This is a genomic window from Bacillus sp. FSL R5-0431 (assembly GCF_038002985.1).
GTDB lineage: Bacteria > Bacillota > Bacilli > Bacillales > Bacillaceae > Bacillus.
The window spans coordinates 151,023-175,119 of the sequence record NZ_JBBOOG010000001.1; the positions used below are offsets into that span (position 1 = coordinate 151,023).

A 24,097-nucleotide genomic window follows, 5' to 3' on the forward strand; every position below is an offset into this window, starting at 1 on the left:
CTCCGGAAGAAGGAGGTTGGAAACACATGAAAGTGAGACCATCTGTTAAACCTATCTGTGAAAAATGTAAAGTTATTCGCAGAAAAGGAAAAGTAATGGTGATCTGTGAAAACCCAAAACATAAACAAAAACAAGGCTAATAACAAGGAGGTGCCCAAATCATGGCTCGTATTGCTGGTGTAGATATTCCACGTGATAAACGTGTTGTCATTTCTTTAACATATGTTTTTGGAATTGGTCGTACGACTGCGCAACAAGTCCTTAAAGAAGCAGGTGTTTCTGAAGACACTCGCGTTCGCGATCTAACTGAAGACGAACTTGGTAAAATCCGTGATATCATTGACAAACTTAAAGTAGAAGGTGACCTTCGTCGTGAAGTTTCACTTAACATTAAGCGTCTAATTGAAATCGGAAGCTACCGCGGAATCCGTCATCGTAGAGGACTTCCTGTTCGTGGACAAAACACAAAAAACAACGCGCGTACTCGTAAAGGTCCGCGTCGTACTGTAGCTAACAAGAAAAAATAAGTAAAGGAGGTAGTTAAAGAATGGCTGCTGCTCGTAAACAAAATACGCGTAAACGTCGCGTGAAAAAGAATATTGAAGCTGGAATCGCTCATATCCGTTCCACTTTCAACAACACGATTGTAACGATTACTGATGTTCATGGAAACGCAATTTCTTGGTCAAGTGCTGGTGCATTAGGATTCAGAGGTTCTCGTAAATCTACTCCTTTCGCTGCACAAATGGCTGCTGAAACTGCTGCTAAAGGTTCTATCGAACATGGTCTTAAAACACTTGAAGTAACTGTTAAAGGTCCTGGTTCTGGTCGTGAAGCTGCAATTCGTGCACTTCAAGCTGCAGGTCTTGAAGTTACTGCAATCAGAGACGTAACTCCAGTTCCTCATAACGGATGCCGTCCACCAAAACGTCGCCGCGTGTAATTTGTTTGTATAGATTTTGTGTCCCTGTCAATAATGGGTTATGATACAGTTATTTATGAGACGAATACACGACTCGTTGCCTGAGCACATACGGGACTAAACAATGAGGAATTTCGGATGGAATCTCATATGATTCTATTCGAGGTTTCGACGTTTTGAAGGAGGGTTTTATTAGATGATCGAAATTGAAAAACCAAAAATCGAAACGGTTGAAATCAGCGACGATGCCAAGTATGGCAAGTTTGTCGTAGAGCCACTTGAGCGTGGATATGGTACCACTTTAGGGAACTCCCTTCGTCGTATCCTTTTATCCTCACTTCCTGGTGCAGCTGTAACATCGATCCAGATAGATGGTGTCTTACACGAATTCTCAACGATCGAAGGCGTGGTTGAAGATGTTACAACGATTATCTTAAACATTAAAAAGCTTGCACTCAAAATCTACTCTGAAGAAGAGAAGACGCTTGAAATTGATGTACAAGATGAAGGTACTGTAACAGCTGCTGATATTACACACGACAGCGATATTGAAATCTTAAATCCAGATCTCCACATCGCAACTCTTGGCAAGAATGCGAGCTTCCGTGTTCGCTTAACTGCACAAAGAGGTCGCGGGTATAATCCTGCTGATGCAAACAAAAGAGACGATCAGCCAATCGGTGTGATTCCGATCGACTCAATCTATACACCTGTATCTCGTGTGACTTATCAAGTGGAGAACACCCGTGTTGGGCAAATCACAAACTATGATAAATTAACACTAGATGTATGGACTGATGGAAGCACAGGACCGAAAGAAGCGATCGCTCTAGGTTCTAAGATTTTAACTGAACACCTGAATATTTTCGTTGGGTTAACTGACGAAGCTCAGCATGCTGAAATCATGGTTGAGAAAGAAGAAGACCAAAAAGAAAAAGTGCTTGAAATGACAATTGAAGAGCTTGATCTTTCTGTTCGTTCTTACAACTGTTTGAAGCGTGCGGGTATTAACACTGTTCAAGAGCTTGCTAACAAGACAGAAGAGGATATGATGAAAGTTCGTAACCTTGGACGTAAATCTCTTGAAGAAGTGAAAGCGAAACTAGAAGAACTTGGACTGGGTCTTCGTAAAGACGATTGACTAGTTTCATTGTGAACTAGGATTTTCGTGTGTTTTTTATTCATACAGCATCTCTAACTAAGGAGGGGACATCACATGGCATACAGAAAGCTAGGACGCACTAGTGCACAACGTAAAGCAATGCTTCGTGACCTAACGACTGATTTGATCATCAACGAACGCATCGAAACAACTGAAACACGTGCGAAAGAACTTCGCTCTGTAGTTGAAAAAATGATCACTCTTGGCAAACGCGGAGATCTTCATGCTCGCCGTCAAGCTGCAGCTTACATTCGTAATGAAGTAGCTAATGCTGAAACAAACCAAGATGCACTTCAAAAATTATTCGCTGACGTTGCAACTCGCTACGAAGATCGCCAAGGTGGATACACTCGTATCATGAAGCTTGGACCTCGTCGCGGCGATGGCGCACCAATGGCTGTCATTGAATTAGTTTAATCACATAGCGTGTATCTAAGAAAGGGCGGGACAGTTCATAACTGGATCTATGCCCTTTTTTAGATACTACGGCTTTTTAGCAATAAGCAAAGAAGAGATTGAGCTGAGAGGAGGTCCGGTAGAGATGGGGAAGACATTAATTGACGTAAAGGACATTGTATTTCGTTATCACAAGGATGCGGACAAGCCCGCTTTAGATCAAGTGTCATTGCATGTGAACCAAAATGAATGGCTCGCCATTGTTGGCCATAACGGTTCAGGTAAATCCACACTTGCCCGTGTACTGAATGGGCTCATTTTACCGGATGCTGGAACGGTCAAGGTTGGAGAGATTGAGCTCAAAGAAGAGAGTGTTTGGGATGTTCGCAAAAAGGTCGGAATGGTCTTTCAAAACCCAGATAACCAATTCGTTGGCTCAACGGTTCGTGATGATGTGGCTTTTGGTTTAGAAAATAACGGGGTTGAGCGGGAATTGATGATAGAACGTGTAGATTGGGCTGTTAAACAGGTCAATATGCAGGAGTTTCTTGATCAAGAGCCGCACCATCTATCAGGCGGGCAAAAGCAGAGAGTTGCCATTGCAGGTGTTCTTGCCGCAAGCCCTGACATCATGATCCTGGATGAAGCAACATCGATGCTTGATCCGATCGGCCGTGAAGAAGTGTTAGAGACTGTTAGACTATTGAAGGAACAAGGAACGGTCACAGTCATTTCCATCACACATGATTTAGACGAGGCCGCCAAGGCAGACCGGGTCATTGTCATGAATGGCGGGAAAAAATTTGCCGAGGGAACCCCAGAGGAAGTATTTGAACTAGATGAACAGCTGGTTCAGATTGGACTTGATCTGCCATTCTCCTATCGGTTGAGCAAACAATTGAAGCAGCAAGGTGTGCCGCTTGCAAATGCCCATTTGACACAAGAAGGATTGGTGAAAGAGTTATGGACATTACGATCAAAGAACTAGAGCATCGTTATCAAATGAAAACGCCGTTTGAGCGTCTCGCTTTGTATGATGTCAATGCTTCCATCCAAGAGGGCAGTTATGTCGCTGTCATTGGTCATACAGGCTCTGGCAAGTCCACATTGCTGCAGCACTTAAATGGATTGCTCAAACCAACGAAGGGGAGCATTGCGCTTGGAGATACCGTCTTACAAGCCAATAAAAAGCAGAAGGATTTAAAATCCCTCCGGAAAAAAGTAGGCATCGTGTTTCAGTTTCCTGAGCATCAGCTCTTTGAAGAAACGATCCTAAAGGATATCTGCTTTGGTCCGATGAATTTTGGCGTTCCTCAGGAGAAGGCAGAAGCGAAGGCAAAGGAAATGCTGAAGCTGGTTGGTCTTCCTGAATCTCTATTATCTCGATCTCCCTTTGAACTAAGCGGCGGTCAAATGAGACGTGTGGCGATTGCAGGTGTTCTAGCGATGGAGCCAGAAGTGCTTGTGCTGGATGAACCGACTGCAGGGTTAGATCCACGCGGACGGAAGGAAATCATGGACATGTTCTATGAACTTCATCAAAAGGCAAACCTCACCACGATTCTGGTTACACACAGTATGGAGGACGCCGCTCATTATGCGGATCAAATGATTGTGATGCATAAAGGAACAGTGAAGGCGACAGGTACGCCGAGAGAATTGTTTGCCAATCGTACAGACATGTCTTCATTTGGTCTCGACCTCCCAGAAACGATTAAATTCCAGCAGACTGTAGAAGAAAAGCTGGGCATTACGTTTCCGAGGCCGCTTCTGACCATGGATGAAATGGCAGAAGCCTTAACAGCTCTTTATCAGGAGGACACGACATCATGATGGATAGTATGATTATCGGCAAATATGTGCCAGGTTCATCCTTTGTCCATCGTCTTGATCCAAGGACAAAGCTGTTATCAATTTTCTTTTTTGTCTTTATTGTCTTTTTTGCTAATAATTACATCACTTACGGGCTTTTAGGTGTCTTTACCCTTCTTGTGGTGATGGTTTCTCAGGTGCCGCTATACTTTATTCTCAAAGGAATGAAGCCGATCCTATGGATTGTCCTGTTTACCTTCATTCTGCATATTTTTATGACAAAGGATGGCGCCTTGCTATTTCACTTTGGTTTTTTAAATATTTATGAAGAAGGTCTAAAGCAGGGGATTTTCATTTCACTCCGTTTTGTCTATCTCATCATGATGACGACACTTCTGACGTTAACCACAACGCCTATAGAAGTGACAGACGGTATGGAAAAGCTGCTTCACCCATTCCGTAAAATCAAACTGCCCGTTCATGAGCTTGCTCTCATGATGTCCATCTCTCTTCGGTTTATTCCAACTTTACTAGAAGAGACGGACAAAATCATGAAGGCACAAATGGCAAGAGGTGTTGATTTTACAAGCGGACCTCTTAAAGATCGCATGAAAGCAATTGTTCCTTTGCTTGTTCCGCTTTTCGTCAGTGCGTTTAAGCGTGCAGAGGAACTGGCGACAGCAATGGAAGCGAGAGGCTACCGCGGTGGAGAAGGGCGGACGAAATACCGTCAGCTTGTCTGGGGCATGAAAGACACGTTCACGCTGCTCCTATTCATCCTGTTAACAGCACTCCTTGTGCTTCTGAGAAATTAGGTGATTCCTAGATGAAGGTCAAATGTACCGTATCCTACGATGGGACACATTTTAAAGGCTATCAGGTGCAGCCTGGGCAGCGGACTGTTCAGACGGAGATCGAGTCGGCTCTTGCAAGAATGCACAAACAGGATGAACTGATTCCGATCGTGGCTTCTGGCCGGACGGACAGCGGTGTGCATGCGAAGGGGCAGGTCATCCATTTCGACACGCCGCTCTCGATTCCGATGGAAAGATGGCCTTTTGCCCTCAACAGTCTCCTGCCGGATGATATCCGGGTTCTAAAGGCTGAGGAAGTGGATGAGTCGTTTCATGCACGTTTTAGTGTCGTTTCGAAGGAGTACCGTTATAAGGTCTCAACGGAAACGCACCAAAATGTGTTCACGAGACAGTATGCCTGCCACTTTCCTTACCGGCTGGATGCAGGCAAAATGAGAGAAGCTGCTGAGCACCTCATTGGCACACATGATTTCACAAGCTTTTGTGCGGCCAATACAGAGGTTCAGGACAAGGTGAGGGATATTTACACCCTTGAGTGGGAAAACGTCTCAGACGGGCTTGAAATGCGTGTGAGAGGAAATGGCTTTTTATACAACATGGTGCGAATTATCGCTGGAACGTTACTTGAAATCGGATCTGGTAAATTTCGCCCTGAGGAGATAAAAGCCATGCTTGCCGCCCGAAATCGCGAAGCGGCAGGCAAGACTGCGCCTAGTCACGGACTGTATTTATGGGAAGTTTTCTATGACAACTAAACCAGGTGTAACATGTTCTTGACACAGGAAGCAGAAAGTTATAAGATATCATATGGTATGTATTTCAACCCCACAAATAAGCCCCGGAAGACTTATCTTGTGTTTTGAAATAGAACGTAGCATTTGATTCAAGGAAAAATCTTTGATTTATTTAGGAGGGAAACTCATGCGTACAACACCAATGGCGAACGCAAGCACAATTGAGCGCAAATGGCTAGTTGTTGATGCGGCAGGCAAGACTCTAGGTCGTCTTTCTACTGAAGTAGCATCACTTTTGCGCGGTAAGCACAAACCAACTTATACACCACACGTTGATACAGGTGATCACGTCATCATCATCAATGCTGAGAAAATTGAATTAACAGGTAAGAAATTGACGGACAAAATTTACTACCGTCACACAATGCACCCAGGTGGTTTGAAACAAAGAACTGCTCTTGAGATGCGTACAAACTACCCTGAAAAAATGTTGGAGCTTGCTATCAAAGGTATGCTTCCAAAGGGTCCATTAGGCCGTCAAATGTTCAAAAAATTAAATGTGTACCGTGGTTCTGAGCATCCACATCAAGCACAACAACCTGAAGTTTACGAACTTCGCGGTTAATTATAAGGGAGGTTAACAATTTGGCACAGGTTCAATATTACGGTACAGGTCGTCGTAAAAGTTCTGTAGCGCGCGTTCGCTTAGTTCCAGGTGAAGGCCGTATCGTCGTTAATAATCGTGAAATTACTGAATACATTCCATTCGCTGCTTTAATCGAAGACGTGAAACAGCCTTTGAACATCACAGAAACAGCTAACAGCTACGATGTTCTTGTAACTGTTCACGGTGGTGGATTCTCTGGTCAAGCTGGAGCAATTCGTCACGGTATCTCTCGTGCTCTTCTAGAAGTAGATCCTGAGTACCGTACATCACTTAAACGTGCTGGACTTCTTACTCGTGACCCTCGTATGAAAGAGCGTAAGAAATACGGTCTTAAAGGCGCACGTAGAGCTCCTCAGTTCTCAAAACGTTAATCAATTTTATATTGTATGAACGTTTTACAAAGGTTTGTTACAGACAAACCATATATTAAAAGCATCAGCATCCTGCTGGTGCTTTTTTTTGTGCTTTTTATTTAATAAATAATGACTGGTCACTTCCTTTTGGATACGTATAAAATATGAGTATAGAAAGTTTTCTGTTTAAAAGAAGATTATTTATGGAGGTTGTCCTATGAATCTAACGACAGAAAGGTGTCTCATTCGACCATTTACTGATGATGATTGGCAGGATGTTTATGCATATACATCTGATCCGGCAGTGATGAAGTATATTCCGGAAGATGTATTTTCTAAAGAAGATGCGAAGGAATTTATCAAAAATAATCGTCATGAAAATGCTAAGTATGTCGCTGTCCTATTAAAAGAAGATCATACATGCATTGGGCATATCGCGTTTCATCCGTACTTTGGTGAGCACACATATGAAATTGGGTGGGTCTTCAATCCTGCATATCAAAACAAAGGCTATGCATCAGAAGCGGCTTATGCTGTACTAAATTATGGCTTTCACACAATGAATTTACATCGAATCATTGCCACTTGTCAGCCTGAAAATGTGCCATCGTGGAGAGTGATGGAGAAAATGGGGATGAGAAGAGAAGGGTATTTTAAAAAGTGTATACCACAAGGAAACGAGTGGTGGGATGAGTTTTACTATGCCATTTTACAAGATGAATGGTTCATGAAGAAGACTTGATAAGTTTTCATGATATGAAGTAATTCGTCATTCCAAATATCCCTTCGCTTTCACTATTGATATAATCAGGTCAAATAAGCAGAAGAGGGGCGCGGGCATGAGGATCTTTGATGCACATTTTCATATCATTGATTTTGATTTTCCCATTCAAGAAAACCAAGGATATACACCGCATAGTTATGTGGTGAATGATTATAGGAAAGAGACGGCTGATTTTGGGATTTTAGGTGGGACAATCGTGTCAGGGTCATTTCAAGGCTTTGACCAAGGCTATTTGTTGAAAGCGCTAGATGAACTGGGCCCAGCTTTTTGCGGTGTGACTCAATTACCTTTTACAGCAACTGATGATGAGATTGTTCATTTGGATCAACATGGGGTAAAAGCTTTACGTTTTAATGTGAAGCGGGGTGGTTCGGAGGCTATTTCGAAGCTCGATTATTTTGCGAGAAGGGTGTATGAGCTGGCGGGATGGCATAGTGAGATTTACATAGACGCTAGGCATCTCCCTGACATCTCATCTATGCTTGAAAAGCTGCCGGCCGTTTCAATTGATCATTTAGGCTTATCGGAAGAAGGCTTGCCGCATTTGCTAAAGCTGGTTGAAAAAGGAGTTCGTGTGAAAGCAACAGGTTTTGGACGTGTCGATTTAAACGTTGAACATGCGCTGACGTCTATTTATCAAACGAATCCTAATGCACTGATGTTTGGTACAGACCTTCCATCCACAAGGGCAAAGCGTCCATTTGAATACGGTGATGTTGAGTTGATTCAACAGCTTTTTGATGAAAAAGCTGCTGATCACATCTTATATAAGAACGCACTTCAATGGTATTTTGGTCAATGATGAAATTGTTTCACTTCATTTCATAGGAGGTGTTTTCTTTGGATTTAAGTCAACTGACGTGCAGAGAAGCCACGCTGGAAGATCTCGACAAGATCGTCTTCATGCTCGCTGATGATATGTTAGGTCAAAAAAGAGAGCGCTACACTCAACCATTATTAGAAAGCTATATCAAAGCCTTTCACTCAATAGATGCTGATCCAAATATTGAACTCATGGTTGCGTGTGATCAGGAAGAAGCTGTAGGTGTTCTCCAATTGACCATGACGCCATTTCTTACACATCAAGGAGGATGGAGAGCTTCAATAGAAGGAGTTCGTACAGCCTCGACTCATAGAGGAAAAGGAATTGGCACGATGTTGATAAAAAGGGCTATTCAACACGCAAGCGACCGCGGCTGTCATATGATTCAGCTAACAACAGACAAACAGAGACCAGATGCACACCGTTTTTATGAAAAATTAGGGTTTGAAGCTACGCATGATGGGATGAAACTGCATCTGCCCCATCAATAAGAACATCAAGAAGTGGAGGGATTCGCGAACCTCTGCTTTTTTGCGCCTTTATTTGAAATATTTGTTATATTGAATATGTAAATCCTCTGTTATTTGGAAAGGAGAAACATGTTACTCAAAATCGGTCTCGTTGTTATTGGTGTGGTCATACTTTACGTAATGGTTCAAATCTTGCTGTATAAAAGAGATATGAAGAAAACGAAGGAAGATCTTTTGACATTTGTCGCAAAAAACAAAAAGGACGTATCAGTGACAATCATTGAAAATGATGACGTGGTGTTAGATTGGAATGGTGATCAAAAAACACCACTTGCAAGTACGGTGAAATTAATGGTTTTATTTCATTTTGTCAAATCTGTCTCCAGTGGCGGCATCAAGCTAGATGAAAAAGTGGCATTGTCTGATATAGAGCGGTTTTATATTGATAGAACAGACGGTGGTGCACACACGTACTGGCTCGAGGTCAACGATTTTTCTGAGCATGCGACTTTATTAGATATCGCCAAAGGGATGATGCAAGTCAGTTCGAATGCTTGTACCGATTATTTAATTGACCGGCTCGGCTTAGAAAAGATCAATGATCGGATGAAACAAGCAGGTCTTACAGAACATGATGAACTCATGCCGGTCACCCCAAAGCTTTTGTGGTCATCCTATGTTTCTGATCATCGGCGGGATGCATTAAAGCAAATGAGCGGTGTAACTGATGAGCAATACAAATCTTTGATGAATGAGATTTTCAATATCATGAAAAATGACCCAGAGCATAAAAAGGCGTTAGAAGAAAAAATGACGAAAAAGAACTTATTAAGCTTTCGTATTCAATCATTACTGACGCAAAAGATGACAAAGTCTACAACCAATCAGTATGCACAATTTATGAAACGTCTACATGATGAGCTATTAACAATAGAAGAAAAAAGTCTTTTTAGCCAAATCGTACTGGGAGAAACATTGAAGACGGAAAAAGATCAATATATTTGGTATAAAGGCGGTTCAACATTGTTTGTTTTCACAGCTGCTTTATATCGAAAAACGGATACATCATCCATATCCATTTCTCTATTTATCAATGATACGAAAGCGAATCATTCTCACTGGGTTGGGGAAGTATTCAATGAATTTATGCTTACTGCAGCAGTGGATCAAAACTTTCGACAACGATTGGTGCAGGCTTTGACTACATAATTATCAAAAAAAACAGAGGGTAACACCCCTCTGTTTTATTATTATTGCATGGGAAACGCTTTGTATACATCTTGGCGTTTCTCTTTTGACTTCACAACTCCATCTACAATCTCCTTTTGCCAAAGAACTGCATCATCTTTGTGCTCTTTAAAAGAGTGAGGCAGCTTCTTTTCTAGCAGTTGTCTTTTAAACGTGACGGATGGCTCGTCTTTAGAGCTCATGTATCTCCATTTCCATTTACTGAACTGCATGTTTTGTTCAAACCAACGAACAATACAAAGAAAAAAGGAGTTCAGTCCATGGCAGAAATTCTTTCATTTTATCAATTGAAAACAAAACGAGATGTCACGCTTGAAAAGAAGCTGTTGCGTACATTGTCTCTTCAACAAGTGACGGTCGCTTCCGAGAAATTCACGAAGAAGCTGTTCCCATTTGCAGATGATCCAGCCGGTATTATGAGTGATGGCTGCATCGATTTCGCCATTGAAGCTTTTTTAGCAGGTGGGAAATACGGTGAGTCGAGCAAGTACAGTGAATCGTTCGATGATATGAAGAAGCGGTCAATTCATGAGGAAGAGGAGCTGGTTGAAGAGCTGGCAGGGTGTTTGCAATCGTGGGGAAATATGTTCCGAATGGAGCGGGAGATGTCATGTTTTTATCCATTTGCGAGGGATTTTTTAAGCATGTGGTGGCAGGAAGGCTTTCGAGAATCAGAAAAAAGGCATAAGCTTCGGCTGCACTAAGCATATTTCCAGCCCTTGTCCCATATCTATAAAATAATGGTGTATGGGAGGGACAGGGATGAAAAGAAAGCTGAAATGGACAGGGTTTTTAATCGGGTTTATTGTCCTCTTATTCTTATTCAGGTTTCAATTTCTAAATGATGATTCGTGGAAATCGTGGAATTTGCCTCTAAGCGGGAAGATCATCTATCTAGATCCGGGTCATGGTGGTCCAGATGGCGGGGCCGTAGGAGGAGAGTTGCTTGAAAAAGAGATTGCACTGGATGTATCCATGAAGATACGTGACTATTTACAGGAGCAGGGAGCGCTTGTTCTTATGACCCGAGAGGATGATTCTGATTTATCATCAAAGAATACAAAGGGATATGCCCGGAAGAAAGCGGAGGATTTGAGGAACCGCGTAAAAGTCATTAATGAGTCTGAAGCGGATTTCTACTTAAGTATTCATTTAAATGCGATCCCATCGAACAAATGGAGCGGAGCGCAGACGTTTTTTTACGGAAAATATGAAGAGAATGAAAAGGCAGCGAAGTTCATCCAAGATGAATTACGCAGGAATCTTGAAAACACAGATCGAAAGGCGAAGCGGATCAATGGCATTTATTTAATGCAAAATGTCACAAAGCCAGGAGCCCTTGTGGAAATTGGCTTTCTCTCCAACCCGAAAGAGGCAGGTCAGCTGGCAACACCTAAATATCAGGATCAAATTGCTGCCTCCATTTATAAAGGCATTCTCAGATATTTAACAGAGCAAAAAGAGCCGCCTGAATAAGGGGCTTTTTCCTTTTGATCGCAGGCAAACAGGACAGACATTGTAAGGATATGTATGATATACTTGGATTGTAAACGAATTCAATAAAGGGTGAGGTTCTGCTATGATCGGACAAGACGATGTGAGAAAATTAATTGGGAAGATGGACGAACCTTTCCTTCATATACCGCTTGGTGAGCTGGATGCCATCAAGGAAATCAGCCTAAAGCCTGAAAAAGAGCATGTGAGCTTAAAGGTGGCCATTGCCAAAACGGGTACTGCTGAGCAGATGAAGCTGCAGCAAGACATCGTACAAGCCTTGAAATCAGCTGGCGCTAACACAGTAGGGCTACGTTTTGAAGAATTGCCTCAGGAAACACTTGAAAGGTTTATGCCTTCACAAGATGAGGAAGAAAATTTGCTCAACTCTAAAAATCCGCCTGAGTTCTTAGCGATTGCAAGTGGAAAGGGCGGCGTTGGTAAATCCACCGTGTCTGTTAACCTTGCTGTAGCACTGGCTCGTCTAGGGAAAAAAGTCGGACTGATTGATGCAGATATTTATGGCTTTAGTGTACCGGATATGATGGGAATCACCGTCAGACCAACTGTTAAAGGGGAAAAAATTATTCCTGTGGAACGCTTTGGTGTCAAAGTGATTTCAATGGGCTTTTTTGTTGAAGAAAATGCACCGGTCATTTGGAGAGGACCGATGCTTGGTAAAATGCTGAATAACTTCTTCCACGAAGTCGAGTGGGGAGAATTAGATTACTTACTATTAGACCTTCCGCCTGGAACGGGAGATGTGGCGCTTGATATTCATACAATGCTTCCAAGCTGTAAAGAAATCATTGTCACAACACCGCATCCAACAGCTGCTTTCGTTGCTGCTAGAGCGGGCGCAATGGCACTGCAAACAGATCACGAGGTGCTGGGTGTCGTTGAGAATATGAGCTATTATGAAAGCAAAAAAACAGGTGAGAAAGAATATGTCTTTGGAAAAGGAGGCGGGGATAAGCTGGCGGAAGAGCTGCGAGTATCGGTCCTTGGTCAAATTCCTCTAAGGCAGCCTGATTGGAATGAAGATGATTTTGCTCCATCCGTCTATGATGCGAGCCATCCAACAGGAGAAGTGTATCAACACATTGCGAATAAAGTCATTGAACAATTAGCAGTAAAAGCATAATGAAAGCCCGAGTGGATGTAGTTCCACTCGGGTGATGTTTAACTGCCGCTTTCTTCGCTGCCTTTTGAACCAGTATCACTGCTGCTTTCAGATGCTGCTTTTTTGAGCTCATCTTCGAATTTCTTCTTATAAAGAGGACTGCTTAATGTTTCTGTAATGACTTTTTCTAAGTGCTTTCTGAACTCTTTGCTTTTCACCAGTTCACCGTATTTCTTTTCCATTTCGGGATCCTTGAGAATATCCATCATCAATTGCTGATAGTCAGGGTCCTTCATTAACTGTTTTAACATCTTTTCATGCTGTTGCTGCATGGATTTAGCGAAAGTCTCGGCAAATTTAGAATCCTCAAAGACCTTCTTCCAGAACTCTTTGCCTTTATCAGAAGTTAGTGTTTTCTCTATCGTTTGTTTCACAGTTTGTTCATCCATTACCAAAGCTTCATTCATTGCCTCGTCATTTAATAACTGTTGAATGGCCTTTTTACCGTCATCTGTCTTCAATATATCGACGACCATTTTCTTTGTTTCGTCATAGTCCATATTAGATGAGGATTGGGTTTTGGGAGCACAAGCTGTTAAAGATAAAAGAAGAAAACAGCTCAATATACGCAAGATGCCTTTTGACATACTGTGGCTCCTTTCGTTACATGTCTTACTTTTAATATGAATGTTTCACGTAAATTTATACATAACAAAAATAGGGGTTGGATCAATTCAATGAAAAGTCGGGATTTAGTTCGTTTTTTCTTCTCTGTGCTAGCTGTTGGAGCGGTCATTACAAGCGTGGTAGGCTTTGCGCTGGAGTGGGGGAAATATCAGAAGCTTTTTATATCGTTTGACATTCTAGAGATCGCATCTGTGTTGTTTTGGTTCATTGGTGTGGGGATGATTTTTAGTGTCATTAGCCAGATGGGGTTTGTTGTCTTTTTGACGGTGCACCGGTTTGCGCTAGAGATATTCCGGTCACATTCTTTATGGAATACCATTCAATTGTTTCTAGTGATCTTTGTGCTGTTTGATTTAGCTTACTTGCGGTTTTTGTTTTTCGGGGAGAATGAATCATTTCTTCCATACCTATGGCTGCCTGTCTTTATCGGTGTGTTCGCATTGATCGTGGCTTACTTTAAACAGCAGCAGTCCTCTAAGAAAACATTTGTTTCCGCAATGTTTCTCATGGTCGTCATCACGTCGTTAGAATGGTTCCCGGCGCTCAGAGTCAATGAAGAGGACTGGCTGTATTTGATGCTATTTCCGCTATTAGGCTGTAATGCGTTTCAGTTATTAGCTATGCCGCGTTTTTCAAAGGCGAAAGCTACTTAACTTCCGATGACTTTGTTTTGGTATTGGAGATCAGTTCGCCAACCGTCACATTTTTTAAATTCTTTTCTTTGATTTGTTTCAAAATAGCTGGTAAGGCTTGAGCGGTTTGGGTTGCTGAATCTGAAGCGTGCAGAAGAACAATGTCTCCGCTTTTCATTCGATCATTTACATTCTGAACAATCTGGTCGACGCCCGGATTCAGCCAATCCTGTGAATTGACGCTGTAATGGACAACTGTATAACCGTACTGTGTGGCAATTTTCAATGCTTTTTCGTTAAATTGCCCAGTTGGCGGTCTTAATAGTTGAATGTCATCTAGTCCAAGCTTTTGAAATGAATTTTGTGCCCGGACAAGATCTCGCTTGATTTCACTGTCTTCAAGCTGGCTATAATTTTTATAAGCATAGCCAAGGCTGCCGATTTGGTGACCGTCCTCTCTAATTTGTTTGACGATATCAGGATGACGCTCGGCCCAAGAAGCAGACAGAAAGAAAGTAGCGTTCTTTATATCGTACTCTCGAAGGACATTTAAAATAGGGACTGCCTTCTCATCTCCCCAGCCAATATTAAAAGTGAGGGAGACATGTTTTGAGGAAGTCTCGCCTTTATAAATGGCTCGGGGTCCGTGTTCTGTTTTAAATACCGACAGCGGCGGTGCCTTTTGTACATAAAAAAAGGTTGCAGCTGCAAGGGCTGCTACAAGAATAATGACAATTTGCTTCAGCCGTTTAATAGGCAACACATATAGTTGACTCAATTCAAACACTCCTGCCTTGTCCAAGATTGTTACTTGATTGTATGCAGGACAAGGCTTTGAGATGCACAATAAAACTATTTTAAAAAAAGTTTTGAAAAGGCGTTGACCGATAGAATATTTTCGTGATATATTATTAATCGTCGCTGACACACAGTGACAAACACAAAACGCTTCGGGAAATAAACTTGAAAAAAGTTGTTGACATAAGATGAAGCGAAATGTTATATTATTAAAGCCGCTAAGAACGGCGAAGATGATCTTTGAAAACTAAACAAGACAAAACGTACCTGTTAATTCGAGTTTTTATAAAAAAATCCTATGAAACATCATAGGTAGTCAGTCAAACTGGCGAAAAACAAAACTTCGGTTTTGTACTTTTTCGGAGAGTTTGATCCTGGCTCAGGACGAACGCTGGCGGCGTGCCTAATACATGCAAGTCGAGCGGACAGAAGGGAGCTTGCTCCCGGATGTTAGCGGCGGACGGGTGAGTAACACGTGGGTAACCTGCCTGTAAGACTGGGATAACTCCGGGAAACCGGAGCTAATACCGGATAGTTCCTTGAACCGCATGGTTCAAGGATGAAAGACGGTTTCGGCTGTCACTTACAGATGGACCCGCGGCGCATTAGCTAGTTGGTGGGGTAATGGCTCACCAAGGCGACGATGCGTAGCCGACCTGAGAGGGTGATCGGCCACACTGGGACTGAGACACGGCCCAGACTCCTACGGGAGGCAGCAGTAGGGAATCTTCCGCAATGGACGAAAGTCTGACGGAGCAACGCCGCGTGAGTGATGAAGGTTTTCGGATCGTAAAGCTCTGTTGTTAGGGAAGAACAAGTGCGAGAGTAACTGCTCGCACCTTGACGGTACCTAACCAGAAAGCCACGGCTAACTACGTGCCAGCAGCCGCGGTAATACGTAGGTGGCAAGCGTTGTCCGGAATTATTGGGCGTAAAGGGCTCGCAGGCGGTTTCTTAAGTCTGATGTGAAAGCCCCCGGCTCAACCGGGGAGGGTCATTGGAAACTGGGAAACTTGAGTGCAGAAGAGGAGAGTGGAATTCCACGTGTAGCGGTGAAATGCGTAGAGATGTGGAGGAACACCAGTGGCGAAGGCGACTCTCTGGTCTGTAACTGACGCTGAGGAGCGAAAGCGTGGGGAGCGAACAGGATTAGATACCCTGGTAGTCCACGCCGTAAACGATGAGTGCTAAGTGTTAGGGGGTTTCCGCCCCTTAGTGCTGCAGCTAACGCATTAAGCACTCCGCCTGGGGAGTACGGTCGCAAGACTGAAACTCAAAGGAATTGACGGGGGCCCGCACAAGCGGTGGAGCATGTGGTTTAATTCGAAGCAACGCGAAGAACCTTACCAGGTCTTGACATCCTCTGACAACCCTAGAGATAGGACTTTCCCTTCGGGGACAGAGTGACAGGTGGTGCATGGTTGTCGTCAGCTCGTGTCGTGAGATGTTGGGTTAAGTCCCGCAACGAGCGCAACCCTTGATCTTAGTTGCCAGCATTTAGTTGGGCACTCTAAGGTGACTGCCGGTGACAAACCGGAGGAAGGTGGGGATGACGTCAAATCATCATGCCCCTTATGACCTGGGCTACACACGTGCTACAATGGACAGAACAAAGGGCTGCGAGACCGCAAGGTTTAGCCAATCCCATAAATCTGTTCTCAGTTCGGATCGCAGTCTGCAACTCGACTGCGTGAAGCTGGAATCGCTAGTAATCGCGGATCAGCATGCCGCGGTGAATACGTTCCCGGGCCTTGTACACACCGCCCGTCACACCACGAGAGTTTGCAACACCCGAAGTCGGTGAGGTAACCTTTATGGAGCCAGCCGCCGAAGGTGGGGCAGATGATTGGGGTGAAGTCGTAACAAGGTAGCCGTATCGGAAGGTGCGGCTGGATCACCTCCTTTCTAAGGATATATGGAGCAGTGTGCGTTTTCGTCTTGTTTAGTTTTGAAGGATCATTCCTTCAAGATATGTCTCTAGCGAGACAGGATTGTTCTTTGAAAACTAGATAACAATAAGTAATACATTCACATTGAATGCAATGCAAAGTTCATCACACATAGTGATTCTTTCTAAAGTAAGAAATGGTTAAGTTAGAAAGGGCGCACGGTGGATGCCTTGGCACTAGGAGCCGATGAAGGACGGGACGAACACCGATATGCTTCGGGGAGCTGTAAGCAAGCTTTGATCCGGAGATTTCCGAATGGGGAAACCCACTGCTCGTAATGGAGTAGTATCCATACTTGAATACATAGAGTATGAGAAGGCATACCCGGGGAACTGAAACATCTAAGTACCCGGAGGAAGAGAAAGCAAATGCGATTCCCTGAGTAGCGGCGAGCGAAACGGGAACAGCCCAAACCAAGAGGCTTGCCTCTTGGGGTTGTAGGACACTCTATACGGAGTTACAAAGGAACGATATAAGCGAAGAGGTCTGGAAAGGCCCGCCAAAGAAGGTAACAGCCCTGTAACTGAAATGTTGTTCTCTCCAGAGTGGATCCTGAGTACGGCGGAACACGTGAAATTCCGTCGGAATCCGGGAGGACCATCTCCCAAGGCTAAATACTCCCTAGTGACCGATAGTGAACCAGTACCGTGAGGGAAAGGTGAAAAGCACCCCGGAAGGGGAGTGAAATAGATCCTGAAACCGTGTGCCTACAAGTAGTCAGAGCCCGTTAATGGGTGATGGCGTGCCTTTTGTAGAATGAACCGGCGAGTTACGATCCCGTGCAAGGTTAAGCAGAAGATGCGGAGCCGCAGCGAAAGCGAGTCTGAATAGGGCGCATGAGTACGTGGTCGTAGACCCGAAACCAGGTGATCTACCCATGTCCAGGGTGAAGTTCAGGTAACACTGAATGGAGGCCCGAACCCACGCACGTTGAAAAGTGCGGGGATGAGGTGTGGGTAGGGGTGAAATGCCAATCGAACCTGGAGATAGCTGGTTCTCTCCGAAATAGCTTTAGGGCTAGCCTCAAGGTAAGAGTCTCGGAGGTAGAGCACTGATTGGACTAGGGGCCCCTACCGGGTTACCGAATTCAGTCAAACTCCGAATGCCGATGACTTATCCTTGGGAGTCAGACTGCGAGTGATAAGATCCGTAGTCGAAAGGGAAACAGCCCAGACCGCCAGCTAAGGTCCCAAAGTATACGTTAAGTGGAAAAGGATGTGGAGTTGCTTAGACAACCAGGATGTTGGCTTAGAAGCAGCCACCATTTAAAGAGTGCGTAATAGCTCACTGGTCGAGTGACTCTGCGCCGAAAATGTACCGGGGCTAAACGTATCACCGAAGCTGCGGACTGTTCTTACGAACAGTGGTAGGAGAGCGTTCTAAGTGCTGTGAAGTCAGACCGGAAGGACTGGTGGAGCGCTTAGAAGTGAGAATGCCGGTATGAGTAGCGAAAGACGGGTGAGAATCCCGTCCACCGAATGCCTAAGGTTTCCTGAGGAAGGCTCGTCCGCTCAGGGTTAGTCGGGACCTAAGCCGAGGCCGAAAGGCGTAGGCGATGGACAACAGGTTGATATTCCTGTACCACCTCCTCACCATTTGAGCAATGGGGGGACGCAGGAGGATAGGGTAAGCGCGGTATTGGATATCCGCGTCCAAGCAGTTAGGCTGGGAAATAGGCAAATCCGTTTCCCGTAAAGGCTGAGCTGTGATGGCGAGCGAAATTTAGTAGCGAAGTTCCTGATTCCACACTGCCAAGAAAAGCCTCTAGCGAGGTGAGAGGTGCCCGTACCGCAAACCGACACAGGTAGGCGAGGAGAGAATCCTAAGGTGATCGAGAGAACTCTCGTTAAGGAACTCGGCAAAATGACCCCGTAACTTCGGGAGAAGGGGTGCTTCTTAGGGTGTTAAAGCCCCGAGAAGCCGCAGTGAATAGGCCCAGGCGACTGTTTAGCAAAAACACAGGTCTCTGCGAAGCCGTAAGGCGAAGTATAGGGGCTGACGCCTGCCCGGTGCTGGAAGGTTAAGAGGAGCGCTTAGCGTAAGCGAAGGTGCGAATTGAAGCCCCAGTAAACGGCGGCCGTAACTATAACGGTCCTAAGGTAGCGAAATTCCTTGTCGGGTAAGTTCCGACCCGCACGAAAGGCGCAACGATCTGGGCACTGTCTCAACGAGAGACTCGGTGAAATTATAGTACCTGTGAAGATGCAGGTTACCCGCGACAGGACGGAAAGACCCCGTGGAGCTTTACTGCAGCCTGATATTGAATGTTGGTACAGCTTGTACAGGATAGGTAGGAGCCTTGGAAACCGGAGCGCTAGCTTCGGTGGAGGCATCGGTGGGATACTACCCTGGCTGTATTGACCTTCTAACCCGCTGCCCTTATCGGGCAGGGAGACAGTGTCAGGTGGGCAGTTTGACTGGGGCGGTCGCCTCCTAAAATGTAACGGAGGCGCCCAAAGGTTCCCTCAGAATGGTTGGAAATCATTCGCAGAGTGTAAAGGCACAAGGGAGCTTGACTGCGAGACCTACAAGTCGAGCAGGGACGAAAGTCGGGCTTAGTGATCCGGTGGTTCCGCATGGAAGGGCCATCGCTCAACGGATAAAAGCTACCCCGGGGATAACAGGCTTATCTCCCCCAAGAGTCCACATCGACGGGGAGGTTTGGCACCTCGATGTCGGCTCATCGCATCCTGGGGCTGTAGTCGGTCCCAAGGGTTGGGCTGTTCGCCCATTAAAGCGGTACGCGAGCTGGGTTCAGAACGTCGTGAGACAGTTCGGTCCCTATCCGTCGCGGGCGCAGGAAATTTGAGAGGAGCTGTCCTTAGTACGAGAGGACCGGGATGGACGCACCGCTGGTGTACCAGTTGTTCTGCCAAGGGCATCGCTGGGTAGCTATGTGCGGACGGGATAAGTGCTGAAAGCATCTAAGCATGAAGCCCCCCTCAAGATGAGATTTCCCATTCCGCAAGGAAGTAAGATCCCTGAAAGATGATCAGGTTGATAGGTCTGAGGTGGAAGCGTGGTGACACGTGGAGCTGACAGATACTAATAGATCGAGGACTTAACCTATATTCTAATGTGAAGCTTGAACATTGTTATCTAGTTTTGAGAGAACATTCTCTCCATCAGGTTTGGTGGCGATAGCGAAGAGGTCACACCCGTTCCCATACCGAACACGGAAGTTAAGCTCTTCAGCGCCGATGGTAGTTGGGGGTCTCCCCCTGTGAGAGTAGGACGCCGCCAAGCTTTTTGTTTATATCCTTCCAATGGAAGAAGTTACTTTATCATTCCGCAGTAGCTCAGTGGTAGAGCTATCGGCTGTTAACCGATCGGTCGTAGGTTCGAGTCCTACCTGCGGAGCCATGCTTCCATAGCTCAGTAGGTAGAGCACTTCCATGGTAAGGAAGAGGTCAGCGGTTCGAGCCCGCTTGGAAGCTTTCCTCTAAATGTTGATCTGACAGGGTTTCTCGATGGTGAGAAGGCTTTTTTTTATGTCCTTTTTATTTGCTTGGGACCAATTAAGCTCCGCCACTAAAGTGTCTGCTTCTCTGACCGTATATGTATACGTATTAAGAGTTGTTTTAACATCCGCATGACCTAAACGCTGAGAGACAGATTTGATATTAAACCCACAGGTATATTCCGATTTGATTTAGTAGCATGAGTAAGACGCATGACATGCAAATGAATTTTCTTTATATCGTGCCTTTTTGCGAATCGATCCACCATGTATTTAAATTTGAAAAGGCAGTTGAGAACGTACAATGCTAATTTGTCAGCTGACGAATTAGCAAGGAATTCTATTGGTCAACGTTGTGCCACATAAGAAATGGAACGGAACGAAGACAAAAGCAGCTCTTCAAAAAGCATTGAAAAAATGAAAGAAGTAAAGTCCCTGGCCATAGAGAACAGGGGCTTTTTTGATGTTTATTTTTCAACGTTTGAAAATCTGTGAAGCTGCAATTCTTTTGCTGTCGCAACTTTCATTGTTCTTCTTTTGAAGTGAATCCTTCTCTCAAAAACCTTTTTCTTTTCTCTGTTACTTTATCGAGTGATTCTAGGGTATACGAAAAAGTGTTGTTTCCACACGGTTTTACACTAATCATGTTTCTCCTCCTGTTTTCGTAATATGTCCTTTTTATTTTACTTAATATTCCATAAAAAGCAGTTCATTAAATTTCATCTTCCCTATGTGCTTGTTAAATGTGTCTAATTTGTGAAAATGACAATTTCCACAAACTAAAATATGTGGTAGGTCTGTCTATAGTAGGTAACATAATACTCTTTGTTATGGTGAGCATTAATAGAAGGAGATTTCATGATTATTGCCATAACTGATGTTACATATGGTAGTAAAGTTAGAGAGCCAAAAGGTGCTCTGCATTATTACTATACACATGCCTTAGAAATCGGAAATTCTAAGGAAGAGCTTCTCATCTAAATGGACTTTACAGACAAGCTCGAAAAAAATTACATGGAGGTAATAGGAAATGAGAATTAACCACAATATCGCAGCCCTTAACACACTGAACCGTTTATCTGCAAACAACGGTGCGAGCCAAAAGAACATGGAGAAACTTTCTTCTGGTCTTAAAATCAACCGCGCAGGAGATGACGCAGCAGGTCTAGCGATCTCTGAAAAAATGCGTGGACAAATCCGCGGATTAGAAATGGCGTCTAAAAACGCACAAGACGGTATCTCACTTATCCAAACAGCTGAAGGTGCATTGACTGAAACTCATTCAATCCTTCAACGTGTTCGTGAACTAGTCGTTCAAGCTGGAAATACTGGTACACAGGATAAAGAGTCTGACCTTCAATCTATCCAAGATGAAATTAAAGCTTTACAAGAAGAAGTAGATGGAATTTCAAATCGTACAGAGTTTAACGGTAAAAAATTATTAGATGGTTCGTTTAAAGGAACCCCAGGAACACCAGCAATTCCGCCGACAGATCCAGATGATCCAGATACAGGTACACCTGCAGTCCCAGCAAGTGGTAATGCTTTAGTGTTCCAAATCGGTGCTAACGCAACTCAACAAATTTCAGTTCATATTGATAAAATGAGTACAGATGCATTGGGAGTGAAAGGTGCTAATGGGATTGTAGCGAATCAAGCTATTAAAGACATCGATGTTAGAAAATTTGCTGATAATGCAGCAGATGCTACTGATGTTGGTTTTGATACTCAACTAAGTATTGTTGATGCAGCTATTAACCAAGTATCTGCTCAACGTGGAAAACTTGGTGCAGTCCAAAACCGTCTAGAGCACACTATTAACAACTTGGGTGCATCTGCTGAAAACTTAACTGCTGCTGAGTCTCGTATTCGTGACGTTGACATGGCAAAAGAAATGAGTGAGTTCACTAAGAACAACATTCTTTCTCAAGCTTCTCAAGCTATGCTTGCACAAGCGAATCAACAGCCACAAAACGTACTTCAATTATTACGTTAATAAACCAAAAGCCCCTTTTATATAGGGGCTTTTTTTGTTTGTTTTAAAATGTTGGACTTGCTCAGTGACAAATAGACTCATGAAAATGGAATAAATCGATTGATAAGGAAGCTTTGTATCAATTTTCTACACATTCCTTCTTTTTGTGCTTGATTCTTTAGTGCCTTTCTTATATTCTTACTAAAGTGATGATATCCTCTCTAACAAAAGACTCTGTACGTCCCTCTTCCCCCCGAAAGTGAAGCATTATTTATTTTTCCTTTCTTCATCTCCAGGTTTGGTTGATCTTCTTTTTCCATGTTCGGTATGTATATAAAAAGGAGTAGATGGTTTGAAAGATTTATTTGTAAAGCAAGAATGGTTTGGGCATGTGCGTCAGGATGTGCTTGCGGGTATTTTAGTGGCTCTGGCTTTAATTCCTGAGGCGATTGCGTTTTCAATTATTGCGGGCGTTGATCCGAAGATCGGGTTGTATGCTTCGTTTTGTATTGCAATTGTGATTTCGTTTGTTGGTGGACGGCCAGGTATGATTTCGGCCGCTACAGGGGCTATGGCTCTGGTCATGGTTAATTTGGTTGCCGATCATGGATTGCAATATTTGTTTGCAGCTACGATTTTAACAGGTCTGATTCAAATAGTGTTTGGACTCTGCCGAGTGTCTCGTCTGATGAAATTTATTCCGAGGTCCGTGATGGTTGGTTTTGTGAATGCGTTGGCTATTATGATCTTCATGGCTCAGCTTCCACATTTCGTCGGAGAATCAATGGCCATGTATATCATGACAGGTAGCGCCTTGTTGATTATTTATTTATTGCCGATGGTGGTAAAAGTGATACCTTCCCCACTCATTGCGATTATTGTCATGACGATCATTGCTGTATTTGGACATATTGATGTGAGAACGGTTGGAGATATGGGAGAGCTTCCTAGTTCTTTGCCTGCTTTTCTGATTCCTCAAGTACCGTTTAGCTGGGAGACACTTACTATCATTTTTCCTTATTCTTTAGCACTTGCGATGGTTGGTTTACTTGAGTCTCTTTTAACTGCACAGATTGTCGATGATATGACGGAGACGTCTAGTCGTAAGAACAAGGAAGCGAGAGGTCAAGGGATTGCTAATGTGGTTGCAGGATTCTTTGGTGGTATGGCTGGCTGTGCGATGATTGGTCAATCAGTGATTAATACGAAGGCAGGCGGGCGTGGCCGTCTTTCTACCTTTGTAGCGGGTGCATTTCTAATGGTGCTGATTTTTGTACTCGGAGATGTGGTGGTTCAAATTCCGATGGCTGCTCTTGTGGCTGTGATGATTATGGTCTCCGTTGGGACATTTGATTGGAGTTCCTTTCAGCAGCTAAAAAAGAATCCGAAAACAGATTCTATTGTCATGATTGTCACGGTCGTGACTGTGGTGTTGACTCATGATTTATCAAAAGGTGTGTTTGCAGGAGTGCTGCTTAGTGCGATATTCTTTGTAGCAAAAATATCAAAGCTTCATATTACCTCTACAGAAAGCCAAGCGGGTTTTTGGGTGTATCGAATTAAAGGGCAAATTTTCTTTGCTTCTGTCACTGATTTCATCCAAGCGTTCCATCAGGAGAAAGATCTCCAAGCCGTTGTGATTGATTTGTCTGAAGCGCGTATATGGGATGAATCAGGCGTGGCAGCGATAGAACGTGTAAAGGAAAAGTATCAAGCAGCTGGTGTACAGGTAGACGTAGTTGGAATGGATACCTCGAGTCGAAAGCTTGTGAAACAGGTGAATGGTTCTTAAA

25 protein-coding genes, 2 tRNA genes and 3 rRNA genes are annotated in these 24,097 nt (G+C 44.0%); 27 read left to right on the forward strand and 3 right to left on the reverse strand.

The annotated features are described in order from the left end of the window. The first annotated feature begins 26 nt into the window (after positions 1-26). From rpmJ to MKZ03_RS00930, 15 genes are all read left to right on the forward strand, one after another. Complete coding sequence (rpmJ, locus tag MKZ03_RS00860; protein ID WP_003156543.1) at positions 27-140, forward strand: 50S ribosomal protein L36; 114 nt, start codon at positions 27-29, stop codon at positions 138-140. Positions 141-161: 21 nt separating this feature from the next. Continuing rightward, positions 162-527, forward strand: coding sequence for a 30S ribosomal protein S13 (gene rpsM, locus MKZ03_RS00865; protein ID WP_003217023.1), 366 nt, complete (start codon positions 162-164; stop codon positions 525-527). 20 nt (positions 528-547) lie between these two features. Further along, positions 548-943 (forward strand): 30S ribosomal protein S11, encoded by a 396-nt coding sequence (gene rpsK, locus MKZ03_RS00870; RefSeq protein WP_003217231.1) that lies wholly within the window; start codon positions 548-550, stop codon positions 941-943. A gap of 175 nt (positions 944-1,118) precedes the next feature. After that, complete coding sequence (locus MKZ03_RS00875; RefSeq protein WP_003217009.1) at positions 1,119-2,063, forward strand: DNA-directed RNA polymerase subunit alpha; 945 nt, start codon at positions 1,119-1,121, stop codon at positions 2,061-2,063. 75 nt (positions 2,064-2,138) lie between these two features. Next, positions 2,139-2,501, forward strand: coding sequence for a 50S ribosomal protein L17 (rplQ, locus tag MKZ03_RS00880; protein WP_003216944.1), 363 nt, complete (start codon positions 2,139-2,141; stop codon positions 2,499-2,501). Between the two features lie 124 nt (positions 2,502-2,625). After that, positions 2,626-3,468: an energy-coupling factor ABC transporter ATP-binding protein gene (locus MKZ03_RS00885; RefSeq protein WP_095286189.1), complete on the forward strand. Its 843-nt coding sequence runs from the start codon at positions 2,626-2,628 to the stop codon at positions 3,466-3,468. Further along, positions 3,444-4,313 carry an energy-coupling factor ABC transporter ATP-binding protein gene (locus MKZ03_RS00890; RefSeq protein WP_044139648.1) on the forward strand — a complete coding sequence of 290 codons (870 nt, stop codon included), beginning with the start codon at positions 3,444-3,446 and terminating at the stop codon, positions 4,311-4,313. The genes MKZ03_RS00885 and MKZ03_RS00890 overlap by 25 nt, the downstream gene beginning before the upstream one ends. Beyond that, a complete protein-coding gene (locus MKZ03_RS00895) occupies positions 4,310-5,107 on the forward strand; it encodes an energy-coupling factor transporter transmembrane component T family protein (RefSeq protein WP_044139647.1) in 798 nt (265 codons plus the stop codon). The genes MKZ03_RS00890 and MKZ03_RS00895 overlap by 4 nt, the downstream gene beginning before the upstream one ends. An 11-nt stretch (positions 5,108-5,118) precedes the next feature. Further along, a complete protein-coding gene (gene truA / locus MKZ03_RS00900) occupies positions 5,119-5,862 on the forward strand; it encodes a tRNA pseudouridine(38-40) synthase TruA (RefSeq protein WP_341030651.1) in 744 nt (247 codons plus the stop codon). A gap of 166 nt (positions 5,863-6,028) precedes the next feature. Continuing rightward, on the forward strand, positions 6,029-6,466 hold the full coding sequence (gene rplM, locus MKZ03_RS00905) for a 50S ribosomal protein L13 (protein ID WP_003217042.1): 438 nt from the start codon (positions 6,029-6,031) through the stop codon (positions 6,464-6,466). A 20-nt stretch (positions 6,467-6,486) separates the two neighbouring features. Beyond that, complete coding sequence (rpsI, locus tag MKZ03_RS00910; protein ID WP_003217273.1) at positions 6,487-6,879, forward strand: 30S ribosomal protein S9; 393 nt, start codon at positions 6,487-6,489, stop codon at positions 6,877-6,879. Between the two features lie 199 nt (positions 6,880-7,078). Next, positions 7,079-7,603 carry a GNAT family N-acetyltransferase gene (locus MKZ03_RS00915; RefSeq protein WP_340974265.1) on the forward strand — a complete coding sequence of 175 codons (525 nt, stop codon included), beginning with the start codon at positions 7,079-7,081 and terminating at the stop codon, positions 7,601-7,603. A 97-nt stretch (positions 7,604-7,700) separates the two neighbouring features. Beyond that, complete coding sequence (locus MKZ03_RS00920) at positions 7,701-8,447, forward strand: amidohydrolase family protein (RefSeq protein ID WP_340974268.1); 747 nt, start codon at positions 7,701-7,703, stop codon at positions 8,445-8,447. Positions 8,448-8,485: 38 nt separating this feature from the next. Then, positions 8,486-8,959 carry a GNAT family N-acetyltransferase gene (locus tag MKZ03_RS00925; protein WP_334750963.1) on the forward strand — a complete coding sequence of 158 codons (474 nt, stop codon included), beginning with the start codon at positions 8,486-8,488 and terminating at the stop codon, positions 8,957-8,959. A 108-nt stretch (positions 8,960-9,067) separates the two neighbouring features. Continuing rightward, positions 9,068-10,147, forward strand: coding sequence for a serine hydrolase (locus MKZ03_RS00930; protein ID WP_334750962.1), 1,080 nt, complete (start codon positions 9,068-9,070; stop codon positions 10,145-10,147). 41 nt (positions 10,148-10,188) lie between these two features. Here the strand turns inward: MKZ03_RS00930 and MKZ03_RS00935 are convergent, their stop codons facing one another. Then, complete coding sequence (locus MKZ03_RS00935; RefSeq protein WP_307498866.1) at positions 10,189-10,368, reverse strand: hypothetical protein; 180 nt, start codon at positions 10,366-10,368, stop codon at positions 10,189-10,191. 78 nt (positions 10,369-10,446) lie between these two features. Between MKZ03_RS00935 and MKZ03_RS00940 the strand changes: the two genes are divergently transcribed. The 3 genes from MKZ03_RS00940 to MKZ03_RS00950 all read left to right on the forward strand — a co-directional run bounded on the left by MKZ03_RS00940 (position 10,447) and on the right by MKZ03_RS00950 (position 12,824). Further along, a complete protein-coding gene (locus tag MKZ03_RS00940; protein ID WP_307498867.1) occupies positions 10,447-10,890 on the forward strand; it encodes a DUF2521 family protein in 444 nt (147 codons plus the stop codon). Between the two features lie 58 nt (positions 10,891-10,948). Further along, a complete protein-coding gene (cwlD, locus tag MKZ03_RS00945) occupies positions 10,949-11,662 on the forward strand; it encodes an N-acetylmuramoyl-L-alanine amidase CwlD (protein WP_034665571.1) in 714 nt (237 codons plus the stop codon). Between the two features lie 103 nt (positions 11,663-11,765). Next, positions 11,766-12,824 (forward strand): Mrp/NBP35 family ATP-binding protein, encoded by a 1,059-nt coding sequence (locus tag MKZ03_RS00950; protein WP_187704284.1) that lies wholly within the window; start codon positions 11,766-11,768, stop codon positions 12,822-12,824. 38 nt (positions 12,825-12,862) lie between these two features. Here the strand turns inward: MKZ03_RS00950 and gerD are convergent, their stop codons facing one another. Next, positions 12,863-13,450 (reverse strand): spore germination lipoprotein GerD, encoded by a 588-nt coding sequence (gerD, locus tag MKZ03_RS00955; RefSeq protein WP_034665564.1) that lies wholly within the window; start codon positions 13,448-13,450, stop codon positions 12,863-12,865. Between the two features lie 90 nt (positions 13,451-13,540). Between gerD and MKZ03_RS00960 the strand changes: the two genes are divergently transcribed. Beyond that, positions 13,541-14,143, forward strand: a complete 603-nt coding sequence (locus MKZ03_RS00960) for a KinB-signaling pathway activation protein (protein ID WP_034665561.1) — start codon at positions 13,541-13,543, stop codon at positions 14,141-14,143. Here the strand turns inward: MKZ03_RS00960 and pdaB are convergent. After that, positions 14,136-14,900, reverse strand: a complete 765-nt coding sequence (gene pdaB / locus MKZ03_RS00965; protein WP_340974273.1) for a polysaccharide deacetylase family sporulation protein PdaB — start codon at positions 14,898-14,900, stop codon at positions 14,136-14,138. The two genes, MKZ03_RS00960 and pdaB, sit on opposite strands and share 8 nt — an antisense overlap. Positions 14,901-15,276: 376 nt before the next feature. On the opposite strand from pdaB, the gene MKZ03_RS00970 reads away from it, so the two are divergent. The 8 genes from MKZ03_RS00970 (at position 15,277) to MKZ03_RS01005 (ending at position 24,096) form a co-directional block, all read left to right on the forward strand. Continuing rightward, positions 15,277-16,825, forward strand: a 16S ribosomal RNA gene (locus MKZ03_RS00970). Between the two features lie 182 nt (positions 16,826-17,007). Beyond that, positions 17,008-19,938 (forward strand): 23S ribosomal RNA (locus MKZ03_RS00975). A 61-nt stretch (positions 19,939-19,999) separates the two neighbouring features. Further along, positions 20,000-20,115, forward strand: a 5S ribosomal RNA gene (gene rrf, locus MKZ03_RS00980). The 16S, 23S and 5S rRNA genes sit together here with 2 tRNA genes alongside, the layout of an rRNA operon. Positions 20,116-20,157: 42 nt before the next feature. Then, a tRNA-Asn gene (locus MKZ03_RS00985) sits at positions 20,158-20,232 on the forward strand. Between the two features lies 1 nt (position 20,233). Next, positions 20,234-20,306, forward strand: a tRNA-Thr gene (locus MKZ03_RS00990). Between the two features lie 881 nt (positions 20,307-21,187). Beyond that, complete coding sequence (locus MKZ03_RS00995; protein WP_334750703.1) at positions 21,188-21,310, forward strand: hypothetical protein; 123 nt, start codon at positions 21,188-21,190, stop codon at positions 21,308-21,310. A gap of 49 nt (positions 21,311-21,359) precedes the next feature. Beyond that, positions 21,360-22,325, forward strand: coding sequence for a flagellin Hag (hag, locus tag MKZ03_RS01000; RefSeq protein WP_017358869.1), 966 nt, complete (start codon positions 21,360-21,362; stop codon positions 22,323-22,325). A gap of 331 nt (positions 22,326-22,656) precedes the next feature. Beyond that, positions 22,657-24,096, forward strand: a complete 1,440-nt coding sequence (locus tag MKZ03_RS01005; RefSeq protein ID WP_341030656.1) for a SulP family inorganic anion transporter — start codon at positions 22,657-22,659, stop codon at positions 24,094-24,096. Position 24,097: the final 1 nt, after the last annotated feature.